This window comes from Mycobacterium ahvazicum, from assembly GCF_900176255.2.
Classification (GTDB): domain Bacteria; phylum Actinomycetota; class Actinomycetes; order Mycobacteriales; family Mycobacteriaceae; genus Mycobacterium; species Mycobacterium ahvazicum.
The window spans coordinates 1,373,474-1,393,318 of sequence record NZ_FXEG02000002.1 but is presented as its reverse complement, the minus strand read 5'-3'; the positions used below and the strand labels follow the sequence as shown (position 1 = coordinate 1,393,318).

Sequence of the window (19,845 nt, the reverse complement as noted above, 5' to 3'; positions counted from 1 at the left end):
GGCGGCAATGGCGCGAGACACGAGAGGACCGAACGCGACGGAAAATCTGCGCCGGGTCAGCCTCAACCCGCCACGTTGGCGCCAGGGCCGATGGCTACTGGCTGGCGAAGCCGTGGTCGCCGCCGCGATCGGCGTAACCGGCTTGGTAGCGATGTTTCTCATCGCACCCACCCGCGTCGGGCTGTCGCTGGTCGGCGTACCCGTGACCGCGACGCTGAGCTGCGTGATGCTGGGCCTCGCCGCGGCCGCGGCCCTATCGACGATCCATCGACGCCTGGCGTTGCTGTTCTGTGCCGTCGTGAGTGTGATCGCGCTCGGCTTCGTGTTCGTGGCCGCGGTGGCCGGTGTTCATCACTCTCCGGGACCGATGGGATTCACGCCGACGGCCATCCTGTGGTGGGCCGCGGTGTTCTGCTACAACTTCGGCCTCGGCTTCTGGCTGATTCCCGACCACCTCGAAGGCCCCGAGTGGATACGCCGGCGCCGCACCGAGGAGCGCTCCGGCGGTTCCGGGCGACGGACCGGCTAGTCCAGCAGGACGGTGGCGAAGGTGCCGACCTCGGCGAAGCCCACCCGGGCGTAGGCAGCCCGGGCCACCTCATTGAAGTCGTTCACGTACAGGCTGGCGATCCGCCCGCTGCCGACGATCACGGCGGCCAGCATCGCGGTGCCCCGAGCACCCAGCCCCAGGCCGCGCCACTCCGGATGCACCCAGACGCCCTGGATCTGGCCGACCGCGGGCGATTGCGACCCCACCTCGGCCTTGAAGACGACCTGGCCCTGCTCGAACCGGGCCCAGGCGCGCCCGGCGGCGATCAGGCTGGCCACCCGGCGGCGGTAGCCGCGACCGCCGTCGCCCAGCCGCGGGTCGATGCCGACCTCGCCGATGAACATGTCGACCGCGGCCACCAGGTAGGCGTCCAGCTCCTCCGGCCGCACCTGACGCACCTCGGGGTCGAGGTCACACATCGGGTGTTTGGCCAGCGCCATCAGCGGCTGGCGTTCCCGCACGTCACGGGCCGGCCCCCAGGCGGTCTCCAGCCGCTCCCACATCGGCAGGACCAGACTCGCCCGCCCGACCAGGGACGAACAGCGCCGCGTCCCGCTCATCGCCTCGTCGGCGAACGCGTTCAGGTCGGCCGGCAGCCCCCGCAACGGGATCAGGTTGGCACCGGCGAAACACAGCGACTCGTCCGCGCCGCGGCGGGTCCACAGCTCCCCGCCGATCGCGCCGGGGTCGATGCCGTGATCGGCGACGCGGGAGGCGACCATGCACGCCCCGATCGGGTCTTCGTCGAATACTCGCCACACCGCGGCGGCGTCGCGCACCACGGACACCCGTCTATCGCCAACGAGGCGAAACAGGGGCGGAGCCGACATCTGGCGAACTCTCCGTGGTGCGAACGACGGGACCAGTAAGAGAGAACTGGTCTTATCAGCTTACGGTGACAACCGGCGTCCCGCTGCCTGTTGTGCCAGGACCGTTATCACCGGCCATGTCCGAAGCCAGCCGCATCGCCTCTTCGATCAGCGTCTCAACGATCTGAGCTTCGGGAACGGTCTTGATCACCTCGCCGCGAACGAAGATCTGCCCCTTGCCATTTCCGGAGGCAACGCCGAGATCGGCCTCGCGGGCCTCCCCCGGGCCGTTGACGACGCACCCCATCACCGCGACCCGCAGCGGCACGTCGAGCCCGTCCAGGCCCGCGGACACCGCGTTGGCCAGGGTGTAGACGTCGACCTGCGCGCGGCCACACGACGGGCACGAGACGATCTCCAGCCCGCGCGGGCGCAGGTTCAGCGATTCGAGAATCTGAATGCCGACCTTGACTTCCTCGACCGGTGGCGCCGACAGGGACACCCGGATTGTGTCGCCGATGCCGCGGGACAGCAGGGCGCCGAAGGCCACCGCCGACTTGATCGTGCCCTGGAAGGCCGGCCCGGCCTCGGTTACACCGAGGTGCAGCGGATAGTCGCACGCCGCGGCCAGCTGCTCGTAGGCGGCGACCATCACAACGGGGTCGTTGTGCTTGACGCTGATCTTGATGTCGCCGAAGCCGTGCTCCTCGAACAGCGAGGCCTCCCACAGCGCCGACTCGACCAGCGCCTCCGGGGTGGCCTTGCCGTACTTCTCCATGAACCGCTTGTCCAGCGAGCCGGCGTTGACGCCGATGCGGATCGGGATGCCGGCCGCGGCGGCCGCCTTGGCGACCTCGCCGACGCGCCCGTCGAACTCCTTGATGTTGCCCGGATTGACCCGCACCGCAGCACATCCGGCGTCGATCGCGGCGAAGATGTACTTCGGCTGGAAGTGGATGTCGGCGATCACCGGGATCTGGCTGTGCCGGGCGATCTCGGCCAGCGCGTCGGCGTCCTCCTGCCGCGGGCAGGCCACCCGGACGATGTCACAGCCTGCGGCCGTCAGCTCGGCGATCTGCTGCAGCGTCGTATTGACGTCGTGCGTTTTGGTGGTGCACATCGATTGCACCGAAATCGGGGAATCGCTGCCCACCCCGACGTCGCGGACCATCAATTGGCGCGTTTTACGCCGGGGCGCAAGCGTGGGCGGCGGCGCTTCCGGCATGCCGAGGCCGGTCATTGAAACAACCTGATCGGGTTGACCAGATCCGCGGTCACGGTCAGCAGCATGTAGCCGACCACGAACACCAGGACCACATAGGTCGCGGGCATCAGCTTGAGGTAGTTGACCGGGGCCGCCGCGACCATTCCCCGCGCGGAGCGGAACAGGTTGCGGATCTTTTCGAACACCGCGACGGCGATGTGGCCGCCGTCGAACGGCAGCAACGGCAACAGGTTGATCGCGCCCAGGATCAGGTTCAGCTGGGCCAGGAAGAACCAGAACGCCACCCACAGTCCGTGGTCGACGGTGTCGCCGCCGATGATGCTGGCCCCGACGACGCTCATCGGCGTCTGCGGGTCGCGCTGCCCGCCGCCGATCGCGTGCACCAGCGCGCCGACCTTGCCGGGGATCGCGACCAGCGCCTTGCCCACCTCGGCCGTCAGGTCGCCGGTGAAGGCGAACGTGGCCGGGATGGCGCCGAGCACGCCGTAGTGCGTGGGCGACTGTTTGACGCCGCCGACGCCCATGGCGCCGACTGTCGCGGGGGCGGGCTTGCCGTCCTGTCCGTTGCCCACGTATCGCTGCGTTTGCGTGATGTCGACGTAGGCGGTGATCGGGGTGCCGTCACGTTCGACGACGACCGGGACGGTGCCGTGCAGCTTGCGGATCGCGGCGGCCATGTCGTCGAAGGTGGACACCTTGGTGTCGCCGACCTTGACCACCACGTCGCCGGGGCGGATGCCGGCCAGGGCGGCCGGACCGGGACCGGTGCACTCCCCGAGCTTGCCCGGAGCGACTTCTGGTGCGATGCAAGCGGTTTCGCCGACGATCGCCTGGGTGGGCGGGTGCAGGTTGGGCAGCCCCCAGATGAGTGCGATCACGTAGATCAGGACCACGCAGATGATGAAATTCATGCCCGGGCCGGCGAACAGCACCGCGACCCGCTTCCATGTCTTCTGCTTGTACATGGCCCGGTCGGACTCGTCGGGCGCCAGGTCCTCCACCGGGGTCATCCCGGCGATGTCACAGAAGCCGCCCAGCGGAACGGCCTTGAGGCCGTACTCGGTCTCGCCGCGCCGCGTCGACCACAGCGTGGGGCCGAACCCGACGAAATAGCGGCGCACCTTCATGCCGGTGGCACGCGCGACCCACATGTGGCCGCATTCGTGCAGGGCCACCGAGATCAGGATGGCCAGCGCGAACAGCGCAATGCCGATTCCGAACATCATCAGCCGCTAGGACCTTTCTAAGACCATTCCCGAGACTTCGGCGGGGCTTGCAGTTGTGACCGCGCGCTGCGCTCGCTCCCGCGCCCAGCGCTGCGCGTCTAGTACCTCATCCACGTTAGCGGGTGTTACGGCCCATTGGTCGGCGGCGCTCAGCACGTCGGCGATTGTTCTGACGATGGTCGGAAAGCTGATGCGGCCGTCCAGGAAGGCCGCCGCGGCCTCCTCGTTGGCGGCGTTGTAGACCGCGGTCATGCAGCCGCCGGTCTCGCCGGCCTGCCGGGCCAGCTCGACGGCCGGGAAAACGTCGCTGTCCAACGGCTCGAATTCCCAGGTGGACGCGGTGGTGAAGTCACAGTGCGCGGCCGCTCCCGGCACCCGCCGCGGCCAGCCCAACGCCAGCGAGATGGGTAGCTTCATGTCCGGCGGGCTGGCCTGCGCGATCGTCGAGCCATCGGTGAACGTGACCATTGAATGAACAATCGACTGGGGGTGCACGACGACCTCGATGCGGTCGTAGGCGACGCCGAACAGCAGGTGGGTTTCGATGAGCTCGAGTCCCTTATTCACCAGAGACGCCGAGTTCAGCGTGTTCATCGGCCCCATTGACCAGGTCGGATGGGCGCCGGCCTGCTCGGGGGTGACGGCCTCGAGGTCGGCGGCGGCCCAGCCGCGAAACGGTCCGCCCGAGGCGGTCAGCACCAGCTTGGCGACCTCGTCGGGCTCGCCGCCGCGCAGGCACTGGGCCAGCGCGGAGTGCTCGGAATCCACCGGCACGATCTGCCCGGGTCGCGCCGCCGCCAGGACCAGCGGGCCGCCGGCGATCAGCGATTCCTTGTTGGCCAGCGCCAGCCGGGCGCCCGAGTGCAGCGCCGCCAGCGTCGGTCGCAGGCCCAGCGCCCCGACCAGGGCATTGAGCACGACGTCGGCTTCGGTTTCCTCGACCAGCCGGGTAACCGCATCCGGGCCGTGAAAGGTGACGTCGCCTAGCGTGTCGGCCGCCCGCTCGTCGGCGACGGCGATGTTGGTCACTCCGGTCTCGGCGCGCTGGCGCGCCAAGATGTCCGGGTTGGAGCCGCCCGCCGCCAGCCCAACCACCTCGAAGCGGTCCGGGTTGGCGGCGATGACTTCCAGCGCCTGGGTGCCGATGGAGCCGGTGCTGCCCAGCACGAGCACGCGGATCGGGCCGTCGGCCCGCACTTGGTTCCTCGGGGAACTCACTCACTCATTGTGCCGCCGGTGGCCGTCGCGGGCCACGGCGGCTTGAGGGTGCGCTCAGGGCGGCGAGCCCGCGCCATGGCCGTCCGATTGGACCCATCCGTGACCGTCCGCACTCCGAATCACTGGCGTTCATCCCAGAGGTGGCGGCTGCGGCCGTCGTAACAAAGGAATCGAAGCGCAATGACGAATGTTCAGGCCAAGACAGTCGCGGCGGCCAGCCTGGCGGCGATCGCGATCGTGGGTTTCTCGGGCTGTTCGAGCAACAAACCCGCAGCGCAAAGCTCGACCAGCGCGACCGTTGCGACCAGCAGCACAACGGCACCGATGACCACATCCGCGGCGGCCGCCGACCCGGCGGCGGACCTGATCGGGTCGGGGTGCTCGGCGTACGCCTCGCAGAACCCCAACGGCCCCGGGTCGGTCGCCGGGATGGCGCAGGACCCCGTCGCGACGGCGGCATCGAACAACCCGATGCTGACCACCCTGACGTCGGCGCTGTCGGGCAAGCTCAACCCACAGGTGAACCTGGTCGACACCCTCAACAACGGCCAGTACACGGTGTTCGCCCCGACGAACGCCGCGTTCGACAAGCTTCCGGCGGCCACTATTGACAAGCTGAAGACCGACGCCGCCCTGCTCAAGAGCATCCTGACCTACCACGTGGTGCAGGGTCAGCTGAGTCCGGCGAAGGTCGACGGCGCCCACGTCACACTGCAGGGCGCCAGCGCTACGGTGACCGGCCAAGGAAACGACCTGAAGGTCAACGACGCGGGCCTGGTGTGCGGCGGGGTGCACACCGCCAACGCGACCGTGTACATGATCGACACGGTGCTGATGCCGCCGAATCAGTAGCCCTTCAGGTGCAAGGAATGGCTGGGCAGCCGAGATAATGGGCTGCCCAGCCATTCTTATGTGATCGCGAAACTCCTTGGCTCTCAGACCAATCCATCACCGAGACGGCAACGAATACCAAGCATGTTGACGCTCGCGCTGGTCGGCTTACTCGGCGGCCTCATCACCGGCATCTCCCCCTGCATTCTGCCGGTCCTGCCGGTGGTGTTCTTCTCGGGAACGCAAGTCTCTGCCGAGCAGTCGCCCGCAACCGAAGGTGCCGTCGCGGTCGCGGAAAAGCGCAAGCTGTCCGCGACATTGCGGCCGTACCGGGTGATCGGCGGCCTGGTGCTCAGCTTCAGTGTGGTCACCCTGCTCGGCTCGGCACTGCTGTCGGTGCTGCGCCTGCCGCAGGACACCATCCGTTGGGTCGCCCTGGTCGCGCTGGTGGCGATCGGCATCGGCCTGATCTTTCCGCGCTTCGAACAGCTGCTGGAGCGGCCGTTCTCCCGCATCCCGCAGAAGCAAATCGCCACTCGCGGAGGCGGTTTCGGACTGGGCCTGGCGCTTGGTGTGTTGTACGTACCCTGCGCGGGTCCGGTGCTCGCCGCGATCGTGGTGGCCGGGGCGACGGCGACGATCGGCGTGGCGACGGTGGTGCTGACCGGCGCGTTCGCGGTCGGCGCCGCCCTGCCGCTGCTGTTCTTCGCGCTGGCCGGTCAGCGGGTGGCCGAGCGGGTGAAGGCTTTCCGGAGCCGGCAGCGCGAGATCCGGGTGGCCGCGGGCGTCGTGACACTTCTGCTCGCGGTGGCGCTGGTGTTCGACCTGCCGGCCGCGCTGCAGCGGGCGATTCCCGACTACGCCGGGTCGCTGCAACAGAGAATCGGTGACTCCGAGCAGGTACGGGAAAAACTGAACCTCGGCGGTATCGTCAACGACCAGAACGCACAGCTGTCGAACTGCAGCAATGGCGGCACAAAACTCGAGAACTGCGGTCCCGCACCCGATCTCAAAGGCATAGCCGGATGGCTGAACACCCCCGGCGGCCAGCCGATCACCCTCGACTCGTTGCGCGGCAAGGTGGTGCTGGTCGACTTCTGGGCCTATTCCTGCATCAATTGCCAACGCGCCATCCCACACGTCGTCGGCTGGCAAAAGGCATACCAGGACGGCGGTCTGGTGGTCATCGGCGTGCACACTCCGGAGTACGCGTTCGAGAGAGTGCCGGACAACGTCGCCAAGGGGGCGGCGGATCTGGGCATCACCTATCCGATCGCGCTGGACAACGGTTACTCCACCTGGACCAACTATCGCAACCGCTACTGGCCCGCCGAATATCTGATCGACGCCAGCGGCACGGTGCGGCACATCAAGTTCGGTGAAGGCGACTACGACGTCACCGAGAGCCTGATCAGGCAGCTGCTCACCGACGCCCGGCCCGGGGTCAAGCTCGGCAAACCGGTGGACGCGGCCGACACCACCCCGAAGGCCGCTCTGACACCGGAGACCTATTTCGGGGTCGGCAAAGTCGTCAACTTCGGCGGGGCCGGAATGTACGACGAAGGGACGGCGACGTTCGATTACCCACCGGAGCTCGCGGCCGACAAATTCGCCTTGCGCGGCCCCTGGTCGCTCGACTATCAAGGCGCGACGGCGGACGGCGACGACTCCGCCATCAAGCTCAGTTACCACGCGAAAAACGTGTACATCGTGGTCGCCGGCACCGGCACCCTCGCGGTGGTGCGCGACGGAAAAACCACAACGGTGCCGATCAGTGGGCCTCCCACGTCCCACCAGATCGTCGGCGGCGATCAGGTGGCACCCGGCACGCTCGAGGTGCGCCCCGGCAGGGGGTTGCAGGTGTTTTCGTTCACCTATGGCTGATATTGCGGTCGCGATCAATCCACAAGCGGAGCGGCTCCGAATCAGAGATGCCGGGACTTCAGCCAGACGGGGTGAATGCTCGCGGCCTATGAAGGGAGCGAATCGCATGAATGCATTGAGGAAAATGGCGGCAACCAGCTTCGCTGCCGCAGGAATCGTTGGCCTCGGAATCGCAGTGTCTCCGAGCGCGGGCGCCGCTGATTTGGTGGGTCCGGGATGCACCGATTACGCGGCGGCCCACCCCAACGGTCCGGCCTCGGTGGACGGGATGTCTCAGGCGCCCGTCGCCGTAGCGGCGTCCAACAACCCGATGCTGACCACCCTGACTTCGGCGCTGTCGGGCCAGCTCAATCCGCAGGTGAATCTGGTGGACACCCTGAACAACGGCCAGTACACGGTGTTCGCGCCCACTGACGCCGCGTTCAGCAAGCTGCCCGAGTCCACCATCGGCCAGCTGAAGACGAACGCGGCGATGCTGAAGAGCATCCTGACCTACCACGTGGTACCGGGTCAGCTGAGTCCGGCGAAAGTCGACGGCACCCACGTCACACTGCAAGGTGCCGGCGTGACAGTGACCGGCCAGGGAAACGACCTCAAAGTCAACAATGCGAGCGTGGTTTGCGGAGGGGTGCCGACCGCGAACGCGACGGTGTACATGATCGACACCGTGCTGATGCCGCCCTCGTAGGCGAGTGGCAATCGGGTTGGTGGCCCACCGGCTCCGGCCGGTAGGTCACCAACCCGAGGCTACGAAGGGCTGCGGCACGGCGGGTATGCCAGAATCTGTGATCAGAAGACGATCCGACCCGAAGGGAATCGCCGTGGCCAGTACCGAGGTGGAGCTCTACAACGGTGTCGACCCGGCCGAGGTGCCGTCCGCCGCGTGGGGATGGAGCAAGATCAACATCCGCACCTGGCACGGCGTCGGCATCTTCGCCGTGATCTTCTTGCTGGCCATGCTGCGCGGTAACCACGTCGGCCACGTCGAGGACAACTTCCTGATCGGTTTCGCGGTCCTGTCTCTGTTCATCCTGATCCGCGACATGTGGGGCCGCCGGCGCGGCTGGATCCGCTAGCCGCTGCGCGCCGCGTGCGTCGGTGCCAGGCGCTCACCACCGCGACGCCCACCAGCGCGACCAACGCCAGCAGCCAGGGCCAGACGCCGTGCTGGTGCACCCAGCCGGCCAGCACGCCCTGTAGCCGCCCGGCCGCGAGAATCACCGCATCCCGGGGGTCCGCCGCGGCGTCCAGCAGCCGCAACTCGTAACGGCCGTAGTAGCCGACGTACAGCCCGACCAGCACCAGCAGCGCGCCGCCGATCCGGTTGACGAACGGCAGAATGCGACGCAGCCGATCGGCCAGCGCCGAGCTGGCGGTCGCGGCGGCGATCGCGAGCACACCGACGACCAGGGTCAGGCCCGCGACGTAGGCCAGATAGATGGACACGCCCGTGACGAGCGACCCGCCGCGCAGGCCGGCGGCAGTGACCGCCAGAAACGGCCCGATCGTGCACGACAGCGAGGCGATCGCGTAGCTGATGCCGTAGCCGTACATGCCGGCCAGGCGCGTGGGCGCCCACCGCGGTCCCAGCGCGCGTGGCGTCAGCGCGGTCAGCTCCCGGCCCGAGAGCAACCAAATGCCAAGGGCGACAAGCACAATGCCGATCATGACGGTCGCGTATGGCAGGTAGCGCTGCACCGTGGTGGCCGCCGAGATGGTCAGCGCGCCGAACAATCCGAACACCGTCAGGAACCCGAGCGCCATCCCGGCGGTGGCGGCCAGCGCGCGTCCCACCCCGGCCGCCGGGCTTGGGCGTTGCCCGTTGTACTGGCCGCGCACCACCAGCAGCAGGTAGGCGGGCAGCATCGCGAACCCGCACGGGTTCACCGCGGCCACCAACCCGGCAGCGAATGCCAGACCGACGAGGCCCTGGTTCACTTCAGCGCGGCCACCCGATTGGCCAGTTCCTGCTGGGGCATCGCCGAGGTGGGGTTGTTGACGAACGTCGAGCTGCCGTCCGCCCGGTAGAACACGTAGGCCGGCTGCCAGGGCACGTTGTAGCGGGCCCAGATCGAGCCGTCGGCGTCGTTGAGGTTGGTGAAGTTCAGGCCGTATTTGGAGACGAAGGCCTGCTCCGCGCCGGGGTCGGAGTGCCCGGCGATCCCGACGAAGGTGACACCGGGATTAGCGGCCGCGACCTGGGCCACCCCGGGAGCTTCGGCGTTGCAGAACGGGCAGAACGGCGCCCAGAACCACAGCACCGCCGGTTTCCCCTGCAGGCTGGCACCGTTGAACGGTGCCCCGCTCAGCGTCGTTCCGGTGAACTGCAGCCGATCGTCGGCAGCCTGTGCCCGTGGTGCGCCGGCCGATACCAGGACCGCCGCGACAAGGCCCGTCATGATGGCCGCGGCAAACAACTTGAAGCGCGAGAAAAAGCGAATCGTCATGCCAACCCCTTTTGCTGGACTACTAATTCACAACACGGACTAGGGTCGTGCCCGGTTCAGCACGCCACTAACCCTGTTCGAAGGCAAGTTGTCCGCATGCCGCACTGATCTCGCGGCCACGGGTGTCGCGGACCGTGCAGGACACGCCTTTCGCCCGGACCCGCCGGACGAACTCGCGCTCGGCGTCCTTGGGGCTGGCGTCCCAATCGCTGCCCGGGGTCGGGTTGAGCGGGATCAGGTTCACGTGTGCCAGCGGCCCGAGCGTGCCGTGCAGTCGCTTGCCCAGCAGGTCGGCGCGCCAGGGCTGGTCGTTGACGTCGCGAATCAGCGCGTACTCGATCGACACCCGCCGGCCCGTGACGTCGCCGTAGTATCGCGCGGCGTCCAGCGCCTCGCTGATCTTCCAGCGGTTGTTGACCGGAACCAGCGTGTCGCGCAGCTCGTCGTCCGGCGCGTGCAGCGACAACGCCAGCGTCACGCCCAGCCGTTCGTCGGCCAGCTTGCGGATGGCCGGAGCCAGGCCGACCGTCGAGACGGTCACCGAACGGGCCGAGATGCCGAAGCCGTCCGGCGGCGCCTCCGTGATGCGCCGCACCGCGGCCACCGCCCGTGCGTAGTTGGCCAGCGGCTCCCCCATCCCCATGAACACCACGTTCGACAGCCGGTCACCGAACTCGTCGCGCAGCGCCACCGCCGCGGCGCGCACCTGTTCGATGATCTCGGCGGTCGACAGGTTGCGCGTCAATCCGCCCTGGCCGGTCGCACAGAACGGACATGCCATGCCGCAACCCGCCTGCGACGAGATGCAGACGGTGTTGCGCTGTGGATAGCGCATCAGGACCGACTCGAAGGTGGTGCCAGCAGGGTCGTTAACGGCCCGCCACAACGTCTTTCGCGTCTGCCCGGCGTCGCAGGTGATTTCCCGGGCGACGCTGAGCAGGTTCGGGAACATCGTCTCGGCGATCACGTCGCGCACGGCCGCCGGAAGGTCGGTCATCTGCCGCGGATCGGCGATCAGCCGGCCGTAGTACTGATGCGCGAGCTGCTTGGCCCGAAACGCCGGCAAGCCGAGCTCCTCGACGGCCGACGCCCGGCCACCCGCGTCGAGGTCGGCGAGATGCCGCGGCGGCTTTCCCGCTCGCGGCTCTTCGAACACCAGTTGTTGGGCCATGCTCTGTCCAGTATCGGCTAGCGGCCTAGGGGACCAAGGTCAGCACGATCCAGGCTGCGACGGCCGACGGCAGCACTCCGTCGAGCCGGTCCATCAGCCCGCCGTGGCCGGGCAGCAGCCGGCCCATGTCCTTGATGCCGAGGTCCCGCTTGACCTGCGACTCCACCAGGTCACCGAGCGTGCAGGTAAGCACCAGGATGAGACCCAGCAGCGCGCCGATCCACGCTGGTTTGCCGGCCAGGAGGGTCGCGGTCAGGATCGCCGCGGAAATTCCGAAGACCAGCGAGCCGGTGAATCCCTCCCAGGACTTCTTCGGGCTGATCGTCGGGACCAGCGGATGCTTGCCGAAGAGCGCCCCGACGGCATATCCGCCGGTGTCGGAAGCGACGACGGTAACCATCAGGCAAAACACCCGTCCCGCGCCGTCGTGGGGATAGACGAGCAGGACGCCGAAGGAGGCGAACAGCGGGACCCAGGCGGCCAGGAAGACGGTGGCCGACGCGTCGCGCAGGTAGTTCGACGACGAGCCGGCGGGTGACGGACTGCGGCTGGGATCCGGCATGAACAACCGCCAGACATTGCAGACCACCACGGTGGCGGCGAAGCCGGCCAGCGCGCCGGCGGCGTGGTACGGCCAGGTCAGCCAGACGGTGACCTGGCCACCGACCAGCAACGGGATGACCGCGATGACGTACCCGGCTTCGCGCAGCCGGCGCACCACCTCGTGGGTGGCAACGAGAATCGCGATCGCGACGATGAGCACCCAGAAGCGCGGAGCGAAGACCAGCGTCGCGACGAGCAGCCCGCCGATCGCCGCACCGACCGCGATCGCCGCGGGCAGATCGCGTCCGGCCCTCGACGTCTTCTTGACGGGTTTCTGCAGGGTGTCTTTCACCCCCCGCGCCGGCTCGTCGGGCGGGGTGCCTGTGCCGGCATCGGAGGTTGCCACTGACTCGGTTGCTGAGCGGCCCCTAGACCTCCAGCAGCTCGCCTTCTTTGTGCTTGACCAGCTCGTCGATCTGGTTGACGTACTGCTGGGTGGTTTTGTCCAGGTCTTTTTCGGCGCGGCCGACCTCATCCTCGCCGGCCTCGCCGTCCTTACGAATCCGGTGCAGTTCTTCCATCGACTTACGGCGGATGTTGCGCACCGAGACCTTCGCATCTTCGCCCTTGCCCTTGGCCTGTTTGACCAGCTCGCGGCGGCGTTCCTCGGTCAGCTGGGGTACCGCCACCCGGATCAGGGTGCCGTCGTTGCTGGGGTTCACCCCGAGGTCGGAGTTACGAATCGCCGTTTCGATCGCGTGCAGCTGGCTGGCTTCGTACGGCTTGATCACGACCAGTCGCGCCTCCGGGACGTTGATACTGGCCAGCTGGGTGATCGGAGTGGTCGTGCCGTAGTAGTCGATGACAATCCGGGAGAACATGCCCGGATTGGCGCGGCCGGTCCGGATGGTTGACAAGTCGTCACGGGCCACCGACACGGCCTTCTCCATTTTCTCTTCGGCGTCGAAGAGAGCCTCATCGATCATCTGCGCCACTCCTCTCCCCCGCAAGCGGGTGGTACCCCCACATCGCTGCGCCTCGCATCGTCGCAGTCGCGGATCATCTGCGTCTTCCCCTCAAGTGGTGACTAGCGTTCCGATCTTCTCACCAGCGACCGCCCGAGCGATATTGCCGTCAGTCAGCAGGTTGAACACCAGGATTGGCATGCCATTGTCCATACACAGGCTGAACGCGGTGGCATCGGCCACCCGCAGCCCCCGGTCGATGACTTCGCGGTGGCTGATCGCGGCGAGTAGCTCGGCGTCGGGATTCACCCGCGGATCCTCGGTGAACACGCCGTCGACCGCCTTGGCCATCAAGACCACATCGGCGCCGATTTCCAGCGCGCGCTGCGCGGCCGTGGTGTCGGTGGAGAAGTACGGCAGCCCCATGCCGGCCCCGAAGATGACCACGCGGCCCTTCTCCAGATGACGGACGGCCCGCAGTGGGATGTAGGGCTCGGCGACCTGGCCCATCGTGATCGCTGTCTGGACGCGGGTGTCGATGCCCTCCTTCTGCAAGAAGTCCTGCAGCGCAAGGCTGTTCATCACGGTGCCGAGCATGCCCATGTAGTCCGAGCGAGTGCGCTCCATGCCGCGCTGCTGCAGTTGTGCACCCCGGAAGAAGTTGCCGCCACCGATCACGACGGCGACCTGCACGCCGTCGCGGACCACCTCGGCGATCTGGCGGGCGACCTGGGCCACCACATCGGGATCGAGCCCGACCTGACCGCCGCCGAACATCTCGCCGCCGAGCTTCAGCAACACACGCGAATACTTCGCGCGCGGCTGGCTGGCGGGTTGTCCGTGGCCGGATGAAGATGTCGGCACGCCGTTAGCGCTGGTGGGCTCGGGCTGCGTCATCAGACTCCTCGCATGACAGTGCCATCCCGAGCTCGGCAGCACGGTGGCTTCCCACCCGGAACGGCAGTTCACATCCTGCCCCATCGCAGCACAATCTGGCGCCAGCGGGGTGGATTATTTGCGCGGGCGGCGAGCCACACCGCAGCGGCGCACCGTCGGCGCAGGTCACGCCCGGATGTGCTGGCGTCGCGACTTTGCTTCCGGTGCCGGATGTTTGAGCTCGCGCCGGCCTGGGAATCCGCACCACTCGGTGGGGAAATCTGCGGTCTTGAGAAGCAGGGCCGAATCACGCCGTATGCCGGAAGCGATCGCGCGAGCGCGTCAGTCGCTCACCCCTCGTACGCCTATGAGGAGGAATTGATTCATGGCGGACAACGAAAACTCTGGTCCCGCGGAAGCCGTCAAGGGCGTCGTCGAAGACGTCAAGGGCAAGGCCAAGGAGGCCGTCGGCGCGTTGGCCGGTCGCGAGGACCTCACCCGCGAAGGCCAAGCCCAGCAGGACAAGGCCGAAGCCCAGCGTGACGCGGCCAAGAAGGAAGCCGAAGCGGAGGCCGCACGCGGCTCCGCGAAGGTGGCCGAGGAGCGCCAGAAGGCCAATCAATAGCTTGTTTGAAGGATGGGTCCGGCCCGTGTTGACGGGCCGGGCCCGTCGACTTTCCGGGCTGTTTTCCGGGCTGTTGTGGGCCCCATCCAGACGAAGCCAGCTCCGGTAACCGCCCACTTCAACGGGCAATTGCCCGACCAGTGAGCAATAGAGAAGGCATAGTTAACTCCCGAATGGGGTACTCAGCGCTGCGCTGGTGGACATCCGGTTGAGGTGCCGAGGCGGTCGGGGGCGACGACAGACCCTCATGAGGTTTGGAGATGTCTGTGGACGTGCTACTGCTTTCCAATGCCGACGATTTCGCGTCGGCATTACCCACCCTCGAGTCGTTGACCCAGACGATTCGCCGCGCGCCACTCTCCGACCAGCTCGACGGGCATCATGACAGCGCTGACGTCGCGATCATCGACGCACGCACCGACTTGGCGGCGGCCCGCAGTACCTGCCGCGGCCTGACGGCCCACACGCCGGCCCTCGCGGTGGTCGCGGTCGTCGCCCCCGCGCACTTCGCGTCGGTGGACGTTGACTGGCGCATCGACGATGTGATGTTGCCTGCCACCGGTGCCGACGAGCTCGAGGCGCGATTGCGTCTGGCGATCAAGCGCCGCCGCAGCGCGGTGGACGGCTGCTTGAAGTTCGGTGACCTCATCTTGCACCCGTCGAGTTTCGCCGGATCCCTGGACGGCAAGGATCTCAGCCTGACGGTTACCGAATTCAAATTGCTGAATTTCCTTGTGCAACATGCCGGTCGGGCGTTCAGCCGCACGCGGCTGATGCACGAGGTATGGGGATACGACGCCAATGGACGCGTGCGCACCGTCGACGTTCACGTGCGGCGGCTACGCGCGAAGCTCGGGCCCGAACACGAATCGATGGTCGACACCGTCCGCGGCGTGGGTTACATGGCGGTGACGCCACCGCACCCGCAGTGGGTCGTCAACGACGCCGCGGGGAGCCCAGAGCTCAACGGCCGCGGCCAGCACTGAACCGCGTTGGGGTTCAATCACATTCGAACCTCACGCGAACAGCGGTAGCGCCCGCTTGCGCGCCAGCGCATCCATACCTTGCTGGATGGCGTCTTGCACCTCCCGGTACTTCGCGTCGACGTAATCGTCGTCCTCGGCACGCGCGGGATCGTGATCCAGCTCCACCGCCGGCATGAACCGCGTCCTGATCTTGGCGGGTAACGGCAGCTGCGGAAGTGCGGCCGGCGCGATGCCCCACGGCAGCGAGACCGCCAGCGGAAAGACCTTGAGCCGCAACAGCCGATCCAGTCGCAATGCCTTGGACAGGCCGTCACCGCGGATCAGCACCGGCATCGCGTCCGCGCCGCCGACCGTGGCGATCGGCACTATCGGCACCCCGGCGCGAATCGCCATCTTCACGAAGCCTGTGCGCCCCGCCAGGTTGGCGCGGTCGCGTTCGGCCCAGGGACGCAGCGAATCCACTTCTCCGCCAGGCCATAGCGCGACGTCTCGCCCCTCGGCCAGCGCGGTGGCGATGGCGTCGGGAGCGGCCGGAAGCACACCCATCGAACGGAAGTAACGGCCGAAAAGCGGGATCGCCATCAACGCGTCGTGAGCGGTGCCGTGCAACGTGCGGTCCGGGCCGAAGCGCCGCCACCATTGCAGACCGACCGTCCACGCGTCCCAGACGAACGGGGCGCCGGAGTGGATCCCGACCAGCAGCGCCGGGGGCTCGGGGATGTTCTCCCAGCCGTCGATCTCCATGCGAAACCAATAGTCGACCAACAGATTCCACACAAACTTCTGGCGTTGCAGAGTGGATTCGTCTTGGCCGCGCAGATCCCAGCGGGCGGCCTGCTGCGCCACCCAGCCGCTCAATCCCCCGCGCAGCGCGTCGCGCTTTTCCTCCATCATCTCGCGGGCCTGTTCGGCGTGTTCTTGAGCTTGTTCGCGCACCGCGGCCGGCCTGTGATCTGTGTAACTCATTTCTGCCGGGTACCCCATTGAGCCGCCGGCAATTCGGTGAATCACCCGGTGAATAAACCTGGGCAATCACTGTCAACGCAGAACTCCCCGCGCCACGGTGAGTGGCGCGGGGAGTTCGTCAGCGACTAGGCCTGTACCAGCCTTAGGTGTTCGCGCGCGCGTTCGGCGCCGGGGCCGGCGGCTGACCGGGCGCCGGGGTGGCGTTCGGCGCCGCACCCGGCTCCGAGCCTCCCTGCATGTTCGACGTCCAGATCAGGATGTCCTGGGTGCCCTCGTTGTAGACCACGCCGTTCGGCGGTGCGCCGGTCACGTCGAAGTACAGCGTGCCGGTCGACTCGCTGCCCTGCGGAATCGGCGCCGGGTTCAGACTGCCCGGGGCCCCGACCTTGTCGATCACCCGGTAGTTCTGGCCGTTGGGCCCACGGGCAATGAAGTCGTTGACCATCGGGGTGACCAGGCCGCCGTCCGACCGGGCCGTGACGTCCGCCTGGTAGAGCGTGCCCTTCGGCGTGTACCCCGGGATCGCCACATTGCTTGGCTGCAGGTTGCTCACCGTGTAGTTGGTGATCAGCGGCCCCGCGACCAGCTGCTGGCTAGTGCCGAAGCCCTGGATGTTGGGCGCCGCGGACGCGGTGGCCGCGGTGAAAGCGCTGACAGCAGCAATACCGGCGGCTCCGATCACCGATTTCATAGCATTTGAAGTGAACTTCATTGCTAAATACCTCTCAATTCAATCTTTACCATTGTTTCGTCGCGATGATTTCCCTCCGGCACGGGTTATCACCGCACCTCTGCCGCATATCCAATCCTTGTCAGCCCCAAACATCAAAGCAATGAACTGCAGAAACGTCGTAATTCGTCGGCGCAAATCAATTCGCCACAGAATGCGCACAAACCTCAAAGCATAAGTTCAGCCCCAAATGCCACAGTTGAGTTCCACCGCGCAAAACAAAGTTCCCCGCGCGTAAACAGCGCGGGGAACTTCTCGCGAATTCGCAGTTCGAGCGGGCTAAACGTGGCGCGTCCAGACCAGGAAATCGTCGTCCTTGTCGGTGTACACCAAGCCGACCGGCCGCTCGCCAGTTACGTCGAAGTACAGTTCGCCGGACGTCTGTTGGCCCTGATCGATCGGACGAGGGTCAAGGCCGTCGGGCACCGGCCTGGTGTTGAGCACGGGGTAAACCGTGCCGTTGAACGCCCTGGCCATGAAGCGGGACATCTGGGGCTGGACGTTTCCGGCAACCGATTTCGCCGTCACATCGGCCCGGTACAGCTGCCCAGCCGGTTGGTATCCGGGAATCGTCACGTCGGTCGGCGCCAGATTGCTGACGGTGTAGTCGGTGATCAGTGGGCCATCGACGGCCCGTTCGGTGGCTCCGTAGCTCTGGACGTTGGCAGCGGCCATGGGCGCCATCAAGATGCTCGCGCCCGCAATCCCCACAGCGCTCAGAGCCGCTTTCACTGTCGTCCTGGTAAGTGTCATTGTGATCCCCTTGGTAACTCGTGTTCCCTCCGACAACAGGCGTTACCCATCGGCGTCCGCACGCTAAACGACGCGGCGCGCTGTGAGCGCCGAATTGTCGCGACGTTCAAGCGCCTGTTACTTCGCATTCGCCGCATGCAATCGCCCATCCTCTGGCCGTGCTTACGCCGGCCCGCCGGCGGGATATGTCAGTATCGCTGACATGGGTGCGACCGAAGATGCTCCGCTTGGCTATCTGCTCTACCGGGTGGGAGCCGTGCTGCGACCCGAAGTTTCGGCCGTATTGAGTCCCATTGGCCTGACGCTGCCCGAATTCGTTTGTCTGAGAATGCTTTCCATGTCGCCGGGGCTGTCCAGTGCCGAGCTGTCCCGCAACACCAACGTCACGCCGCAGGCGATGAACACGGTGCTGCGCAGGCTGGAAGAGATTGGCGCGGTGGAACGGCCGGCGTCGGTGTCCTCCGGACGCGCGCTGCCGGCCACCCTGACCAGTCAGGGGCGCACGATGCTGAAACGCGCGGAAACCGCGGTCCGCAACGCCGATGACCGCATCCTGGCCAAGCTCACCGCGACACAGCAGCGCGAATTCAAGCGAATGCTGGAAAAACTCGGCTCCGACTGACTAGCCGGCCGCTTGAATCCGGGCCCAGGGCCGCGCCTGTTCGAGTTCGTAAGCCAGTTCCAGTAGCAGCGCATCCTGGCCCAGGTCGGCCGCGAACATCATGCCGACGGGCATGCCGTCCGCGGACTGGGCCAGCGGCAACGAAATCGCCGGATCTCCGGTGACGTTCTGCAGCGGCGTGAACGCCACCCAGTCGATCAGGCGGTCCATTACCTGCTGGTAATCGGTGGGCGCCAGGTGACCGACTCGCGGCGTCGGGTCGGCGAGCGTCGGGGTGAGCAGTGCGTCATAGGTCTGGTAGAACTCGGCGCTGCGCCGCCGCATTCTGCGCAGCCGCATGATCACGGCCGGCAGCCGGTGCAGGTTGCGGCCGGTGTGGCGCTCCAGGCCCAGCGTCAAGGCGTCCAGCCGGGTGCGGTCGAAGGTGTTGCCGAACACGCGCCGCCCGGTGCGCACCTGCATCAGCGCGAGAAATCCCCAGTACAAGATGAAGTCATCGACGAAGCTGTCCGGCACCGGATGATGGTCGATGTGTTCGACGCGGTGCCCCAGCTCTTCGAGCACCCCGGCGGTCTTGAGGGTCAGCTCCCGCAGTTCCGGGCCGCACTCGCGCCGCACCGAGCCGGTGGCCACCGCGATCCGCAACCGCTGCCGGCCGGGCCCGGTGACGTCTCCGATGGGTGCCAGCTTGGCGTTGCGCCAGATGCGTTCGGCTTCCCGATAGAACGCCGCGGTGTCGCGCACGGAGCGGCTCAGCACGCCGTTGGCGACGATGCCCACCGGCATCCGGCGCAATTCGGCGTCCAGCGGCAGCCGACCGCGCGACGGCTTGAGACCGACAATCCCGTTGCAGGCGGCCGGAATTCGAATCGAGCCGCCACCGTCGTTGGCGTGTGCGATCGGCACCACCCCAGCGGCGACGAACGCACCCGAGCCCGACGAGGAGGCCCCGGCCGTGTAATCGGTGTCCCAGGGGTTGCGCACCGGCCCGAGGCGGGGATGCTCGGCGGCCGCGCTGAAACCGAACTCCGACATCTGCGTTTTGCCCAGCGACGTCGGCCCGGTGGCCAGATACACCGCGGTGAACTCGCCGTCGGCGACGGCATTGCGCGGCGCCCACGCGTCGGCACCGCGCATCGTCGGTTGCCCCGCGACGTCGACGTTGTCCTTCAGGAACGTCGGGACGCCCTCGAAAAACCGATCGCTCGCGGGATTGGCCGACGCGGTCGCCCGTGCCTGCTCGAATGCCTTGTACGCCAAGCCGTTCAGCGCGGGGTTGACGGCCTCGGTGCGAGCGATCGCCGCTTCGACCACCTCAGTTCTGCCGACCCGGCCGGCCCGGAGGGCCTCGGCCAGGCCGGTGGCGTCGAGATCACCGAGGGCGTCGTCACCGAAAGCGTGCACGCGTCGCATAGGAC

General features: G+C 67.1%; 22 protein-coding genes. 8 read left to right on the top strand and 14 right to left on the bottom strand.

Annotated features, from left to right (window positions below; translation table 11 throughout):
* The first annotated feature begins 7 nt into the window (after positions 1–7).
* Positions 8–529, top strand: coding sequence for a hypothetical protein (locus MAAFP003_RS08785; protein WP_096286144.1), 522 nt, complete (start codon positions 8–10; stop codon positions 527–529).
* Here the strand turns inward: MAAFP003_RS08785 and MAAFP003_RS08780 are convergent.
* The 4 genes from MAAFP003_RS08780 to dxr are packed head-to-tail and all read right to left on the bottom strand — an operon-like array spanning position 526 to position 5,007.
* On the bottom strand, positions 526–1,380 hold the full coding sequence (locus MAAFP003_RS08780; RefSeq protein ID WP_096286142.1) for a GNAT family N-acetyltransferase: 855 nt from the start codon (positions 1,378–1,380) through the stop codon (positions 526–528). The genes MAAFP003_RS08785 and MAAFP003_RS08780 overlap by 4 nt on opposite strands.
* A gap of 55 nt (positions 1,381–1,435) precedes the next feature.
* Positions 1,436–2,599, bottom strand: a complete 1,164-nt coding sequence (gene ispG / locus MAAFP003_RS08775) for a flavodoxin-dependent (E)-4-hydroxy-3-methylbut-2-enyl-diphosphate synthase (protein ID WP_096286140.1) — start codon at positions 2,597–2,599, stop codon at positions 1,436–1,438.
* Positions 2,596–3,810, bottom strand: a complete 1,215-nt coding sequence (locus MAAFP003_RS08770) for a M50 family metallopeptidase (RefSeq protein ID WP_096286138.1) — start codon at positions 3,808–3,810, stop codon at positions 2,596–2,598. The genes ispG and MAAFP003_RS08770 overlap by 4 nt, the downstream gene beginning before the upstream one ends.
* A gap of 6 nt (positions 3,811–3,816) precedes the next feature.
* Complete coding sequence (gene dxr / locus MAAFP003_RS08765; protein ID WP_096286136.1) at positions 3,817–5,007, bottom strand: 1-deoxy-D-xylulose-5-phosphate reductoisomerase; 1,191 nt, start codon at positions 5,005–5,007, stop codon at positions 3,817–3,819.
* 201 nt (positions 5,008–5,208) lie between these two features.
* Here dxr and MAAFP003_RS08760 point away from each other — a divergent pair, with 201 nt between their 5' ends.
* The 4 genes from MAAFP003_RS08760 (at position 5,209) to MAAFP003_RS08745 (ending at position 8,819) form a co-directional block, all read left to right on the top strand.
* Positions 5,209–5,880, top strand: coding sequence for a fasciclin domain-containing protein (locus MAAFP003_RS08760; RefSeq protein WP_096286134.1), 672 nt, complete (start codon positions 5,209–5,211; stop codon positions 5,878–5,880).
* A gap of 123 nt (positions 5,881–6,003) precedes the next feature.
* Positions 6,004–7,743 (top strand): cytochrome c biogenesis protein DipZ, encoded by a 1,740-nt coding sequence (locus MAAFP003_RS08755; RefSeq protein ID WP_096286132.1) that lies wholly within the window; start codon positions 6,004–6,006, stop codon positions 7,741–7,743.
* 106 nt (positions 7,744–7,849) lie between these two features.
* Positions 7,850–8,431 carry a fasciclin domain-containing protein gene (locus tag MAAFP003_RS08750; protein WP_096290988.1) on the top strand — a complete coding sequence of 194 codons (582 nt, stop codon included), beginning with the start codon at positions 7,850–7,852 and terminating at the stop codon, positions 8,429–8,431.
* Between the two features lie 133 nt (positions 8,432–8,564).
* Positions 8,565–8,819 carry a DUF2631 domain-containing protein gene (locus MAAFP003_RS08745; RefSeq protein WP_207768489.1) on the top strand — a complete coding sequence of 85 codons (255 nt, stop codon included), beginning with the start codon at positions 8,565–8,567 and terminating at the stop codon, positions 8,817–8,819.
* Here MAAFP003_RS08745 and MAAFP003_RS08740 read toward each other — a convergent pair.
* The 6 genes from MAAFP003_RS08740 to pyrH all read right to left on the bottom strand — a co-directional run bounded on the left by MAAFP003_RS08740 (position 8,770) and on the right by pyrH (position 13,766).
* On the bottom strand, positions 8,770–9,681 hold the full coding sequence (locus MAAFP003_RS08740) for a cytochrome c biogenesis CcdA family protein (protein WP_096286130.1): 912 nt from the start codon (positions 9,679–9,681) through the stop codon (positions 8,770–8,772). The two genes, MAAFP003_RS08745 and MAAFP003_RS08740, sit on opposite strands and share 50 nt — an antisense overlap.
* Positions 9,678–10,190, bottom strand: coding sequence for a disulfide bond-forming protein DsbE (gene dsbE, locus MAAFP003_RS08735; RefSeq protein WP_096286128.1), 513 nt, complete (start codon positions 10,188–10,190; stop codon positions 9,678–9,680). Before dsbE ends, MAAFP003_RS08740 begins: the two co-directional genes overlap by 4 nt.
* A 67-nt stretch (positions 10,191–10,257) precedes the next feature.
* Complete coding sequence (gene rlmN / locus MAAFP003_RS08730) at positions 10,258–11,361, bottom strand: dual-specificity RNA methyltransferase RlmN (protein WP_096286126.1); 1,104 nt, start codon at positions 11,359–11,361, stop codon at positions 10,258–10,260.
* A gap of 25 nt (positions 11,362–11,386) precedes the next feature.
* Positions 11,387–12,310 (bottom strand): phosphatidate cytidylyltransferase, encoded by a 924-nt coding sequence (locus MAAFP003_RS08725; protein ID WP_096286124.1) that lies wholly within the window; start codon positions 12,308–12,310, stop codon positions 11,387–11,389.
* 22 nt (positions 12,311–12,332) lie between these two features.
* Positions 12,333–12,890, bottom strand: a complete 558-nt coding sequence (gene frr, locus MAAFP003_RS08720) for a ribosome recycling factor (RefSeq protein WP_036468078.1) — start codon at positions 12,888–12,890, stop codon at positions 12,333–12,335.
* A 90-nt stretch (positions 12,891–12,980) separates the two neighbouring features.
* Positions 12,981–13,766, bottom strand: a complete 786-nt coding sequence (gene pyrH / locus MAAFP003_RS08715) for a UMP kinase (RefSeq protein ID WP_096286122.1) — start codon at positions 13,764–13,766, stop codon at positions 12,981–12,983.
* A 364-nt stretch (positions 13,767–14,130) separates the two neighbouring features.
* Between pyrH and mbp1 the strand changes: the two genes are divergently transcribed.
* Both mbp1 and MAAFP003_RS08705 read left to right on the top strand, forming a co-directional pair.
* Positions 14,131–14,370 (top strand): microaggregate-binding protein 1, encoded by a 240-nt coding sequence (gene mbp1, locus MAAFP003_RS08710; protein WP_096286120.1) that lies wholly within the window; start codon positions 14,131–14,133, stop codon positions 14,368–14,370.
* A gap of 260 nt (positions 14,371–14,630) precedes the next feature.
* Positions 14,631–15,356, top strand: coding sequence for a winged helix-turn-helix domain-containing protein (locus tag MAAFP003_RS08705; RefSeq protein ID WP_103175405.1), 726 nt, complete (start codon positions 14,631–14,633; stop codon positions 15,354–15,356).
* Positions 15,357–15,386: 30 nt separating this feature from the next.
* On the opposite strand, the gene MAAFP003_RS08700 is transcribed toward MAAFP003_RS08705, so the two are convergent.
* The 3 genes from MAAFP003_RS08700 to MAAFP003_RS08690 all read right to left on the bottom strand — a co-directional run bounded on the left by MAAFP003_RS08700 (position 15,387) and on the right by MAAFP003_RS08690 (position 17,805).
* Positions 15,387–16,322 carry a lysophospholipid acyltransferase family protein gene (locus MAAFP003_RS08700; protein ID WP_096286118.1) on the bottom strand — a complete coding sequence of 312 codons (936 nt, stop codon included), beginning with the start codon at positions 16,320–16,322 and terminating at the stop codon, positions 15,387–15,389.
* 142 nt (positions 16,323–16,464) lie between these two features.
* The gene (locus tag MAAFP003_RS08695) at positions 16,465–17,034 is read right to left on the bottom strand and encodes an MPT63 family protein (protein ID WP_096286116.1); all 570 of its coding nucleotides are present in this window, start codon (positions 17,032–17,034) and stop codon (positions 16,465–16,467) included.
* A 297-nt stretch (positions 17,035–17,331) separates the two neighbouring features.
* The gene (locus tag MAAFP003_RS08690; protein WP_096286114.1) at positions 17,332–17,805 is read right to left on the bottom strand and encodes a DUF1942 domain-containing protein; all 474 of its coding nucleotides are present in this window, start codon (positions 17,803–17,805) and stop codon (positions 17,332–17,334) included.
* 202 nt (positions 17,806–18,007) lie between these two features.
* Between MAAFP003_RS08690 and MAAFP003_RS08685 the strand changes: the two genes are divergently transcribed.
* Entirely contained in the window at positions 18,008–18,427 is a 420-nt protein-coding gene (locus tag MAAFP003_RS08685) for a MarR family winged helix-turn-helix transcriptional regulator (protein ID WP_096286112.1), read from the top strand.
* Here MAAFP003_RS08685 and MAAFP003_RS08680 read toward each other — a convergent pair whose 3' ends face one another.
* Positions 18,428–19,840 carry an amidase gene (locus MAAFP003_RS08680; RefSeq protein WP_096286110.1) on the bottom strand — a complete coding sequence of 471 codons (1,413 nt, stop codon included), beginning with the start codon at positions 19,838–19,840 and terminating at the stop codon, positions 18,428–18,430.
* Between the last annotated feature and the right edge of the window lie 5 nt (positions 19,841–19,845).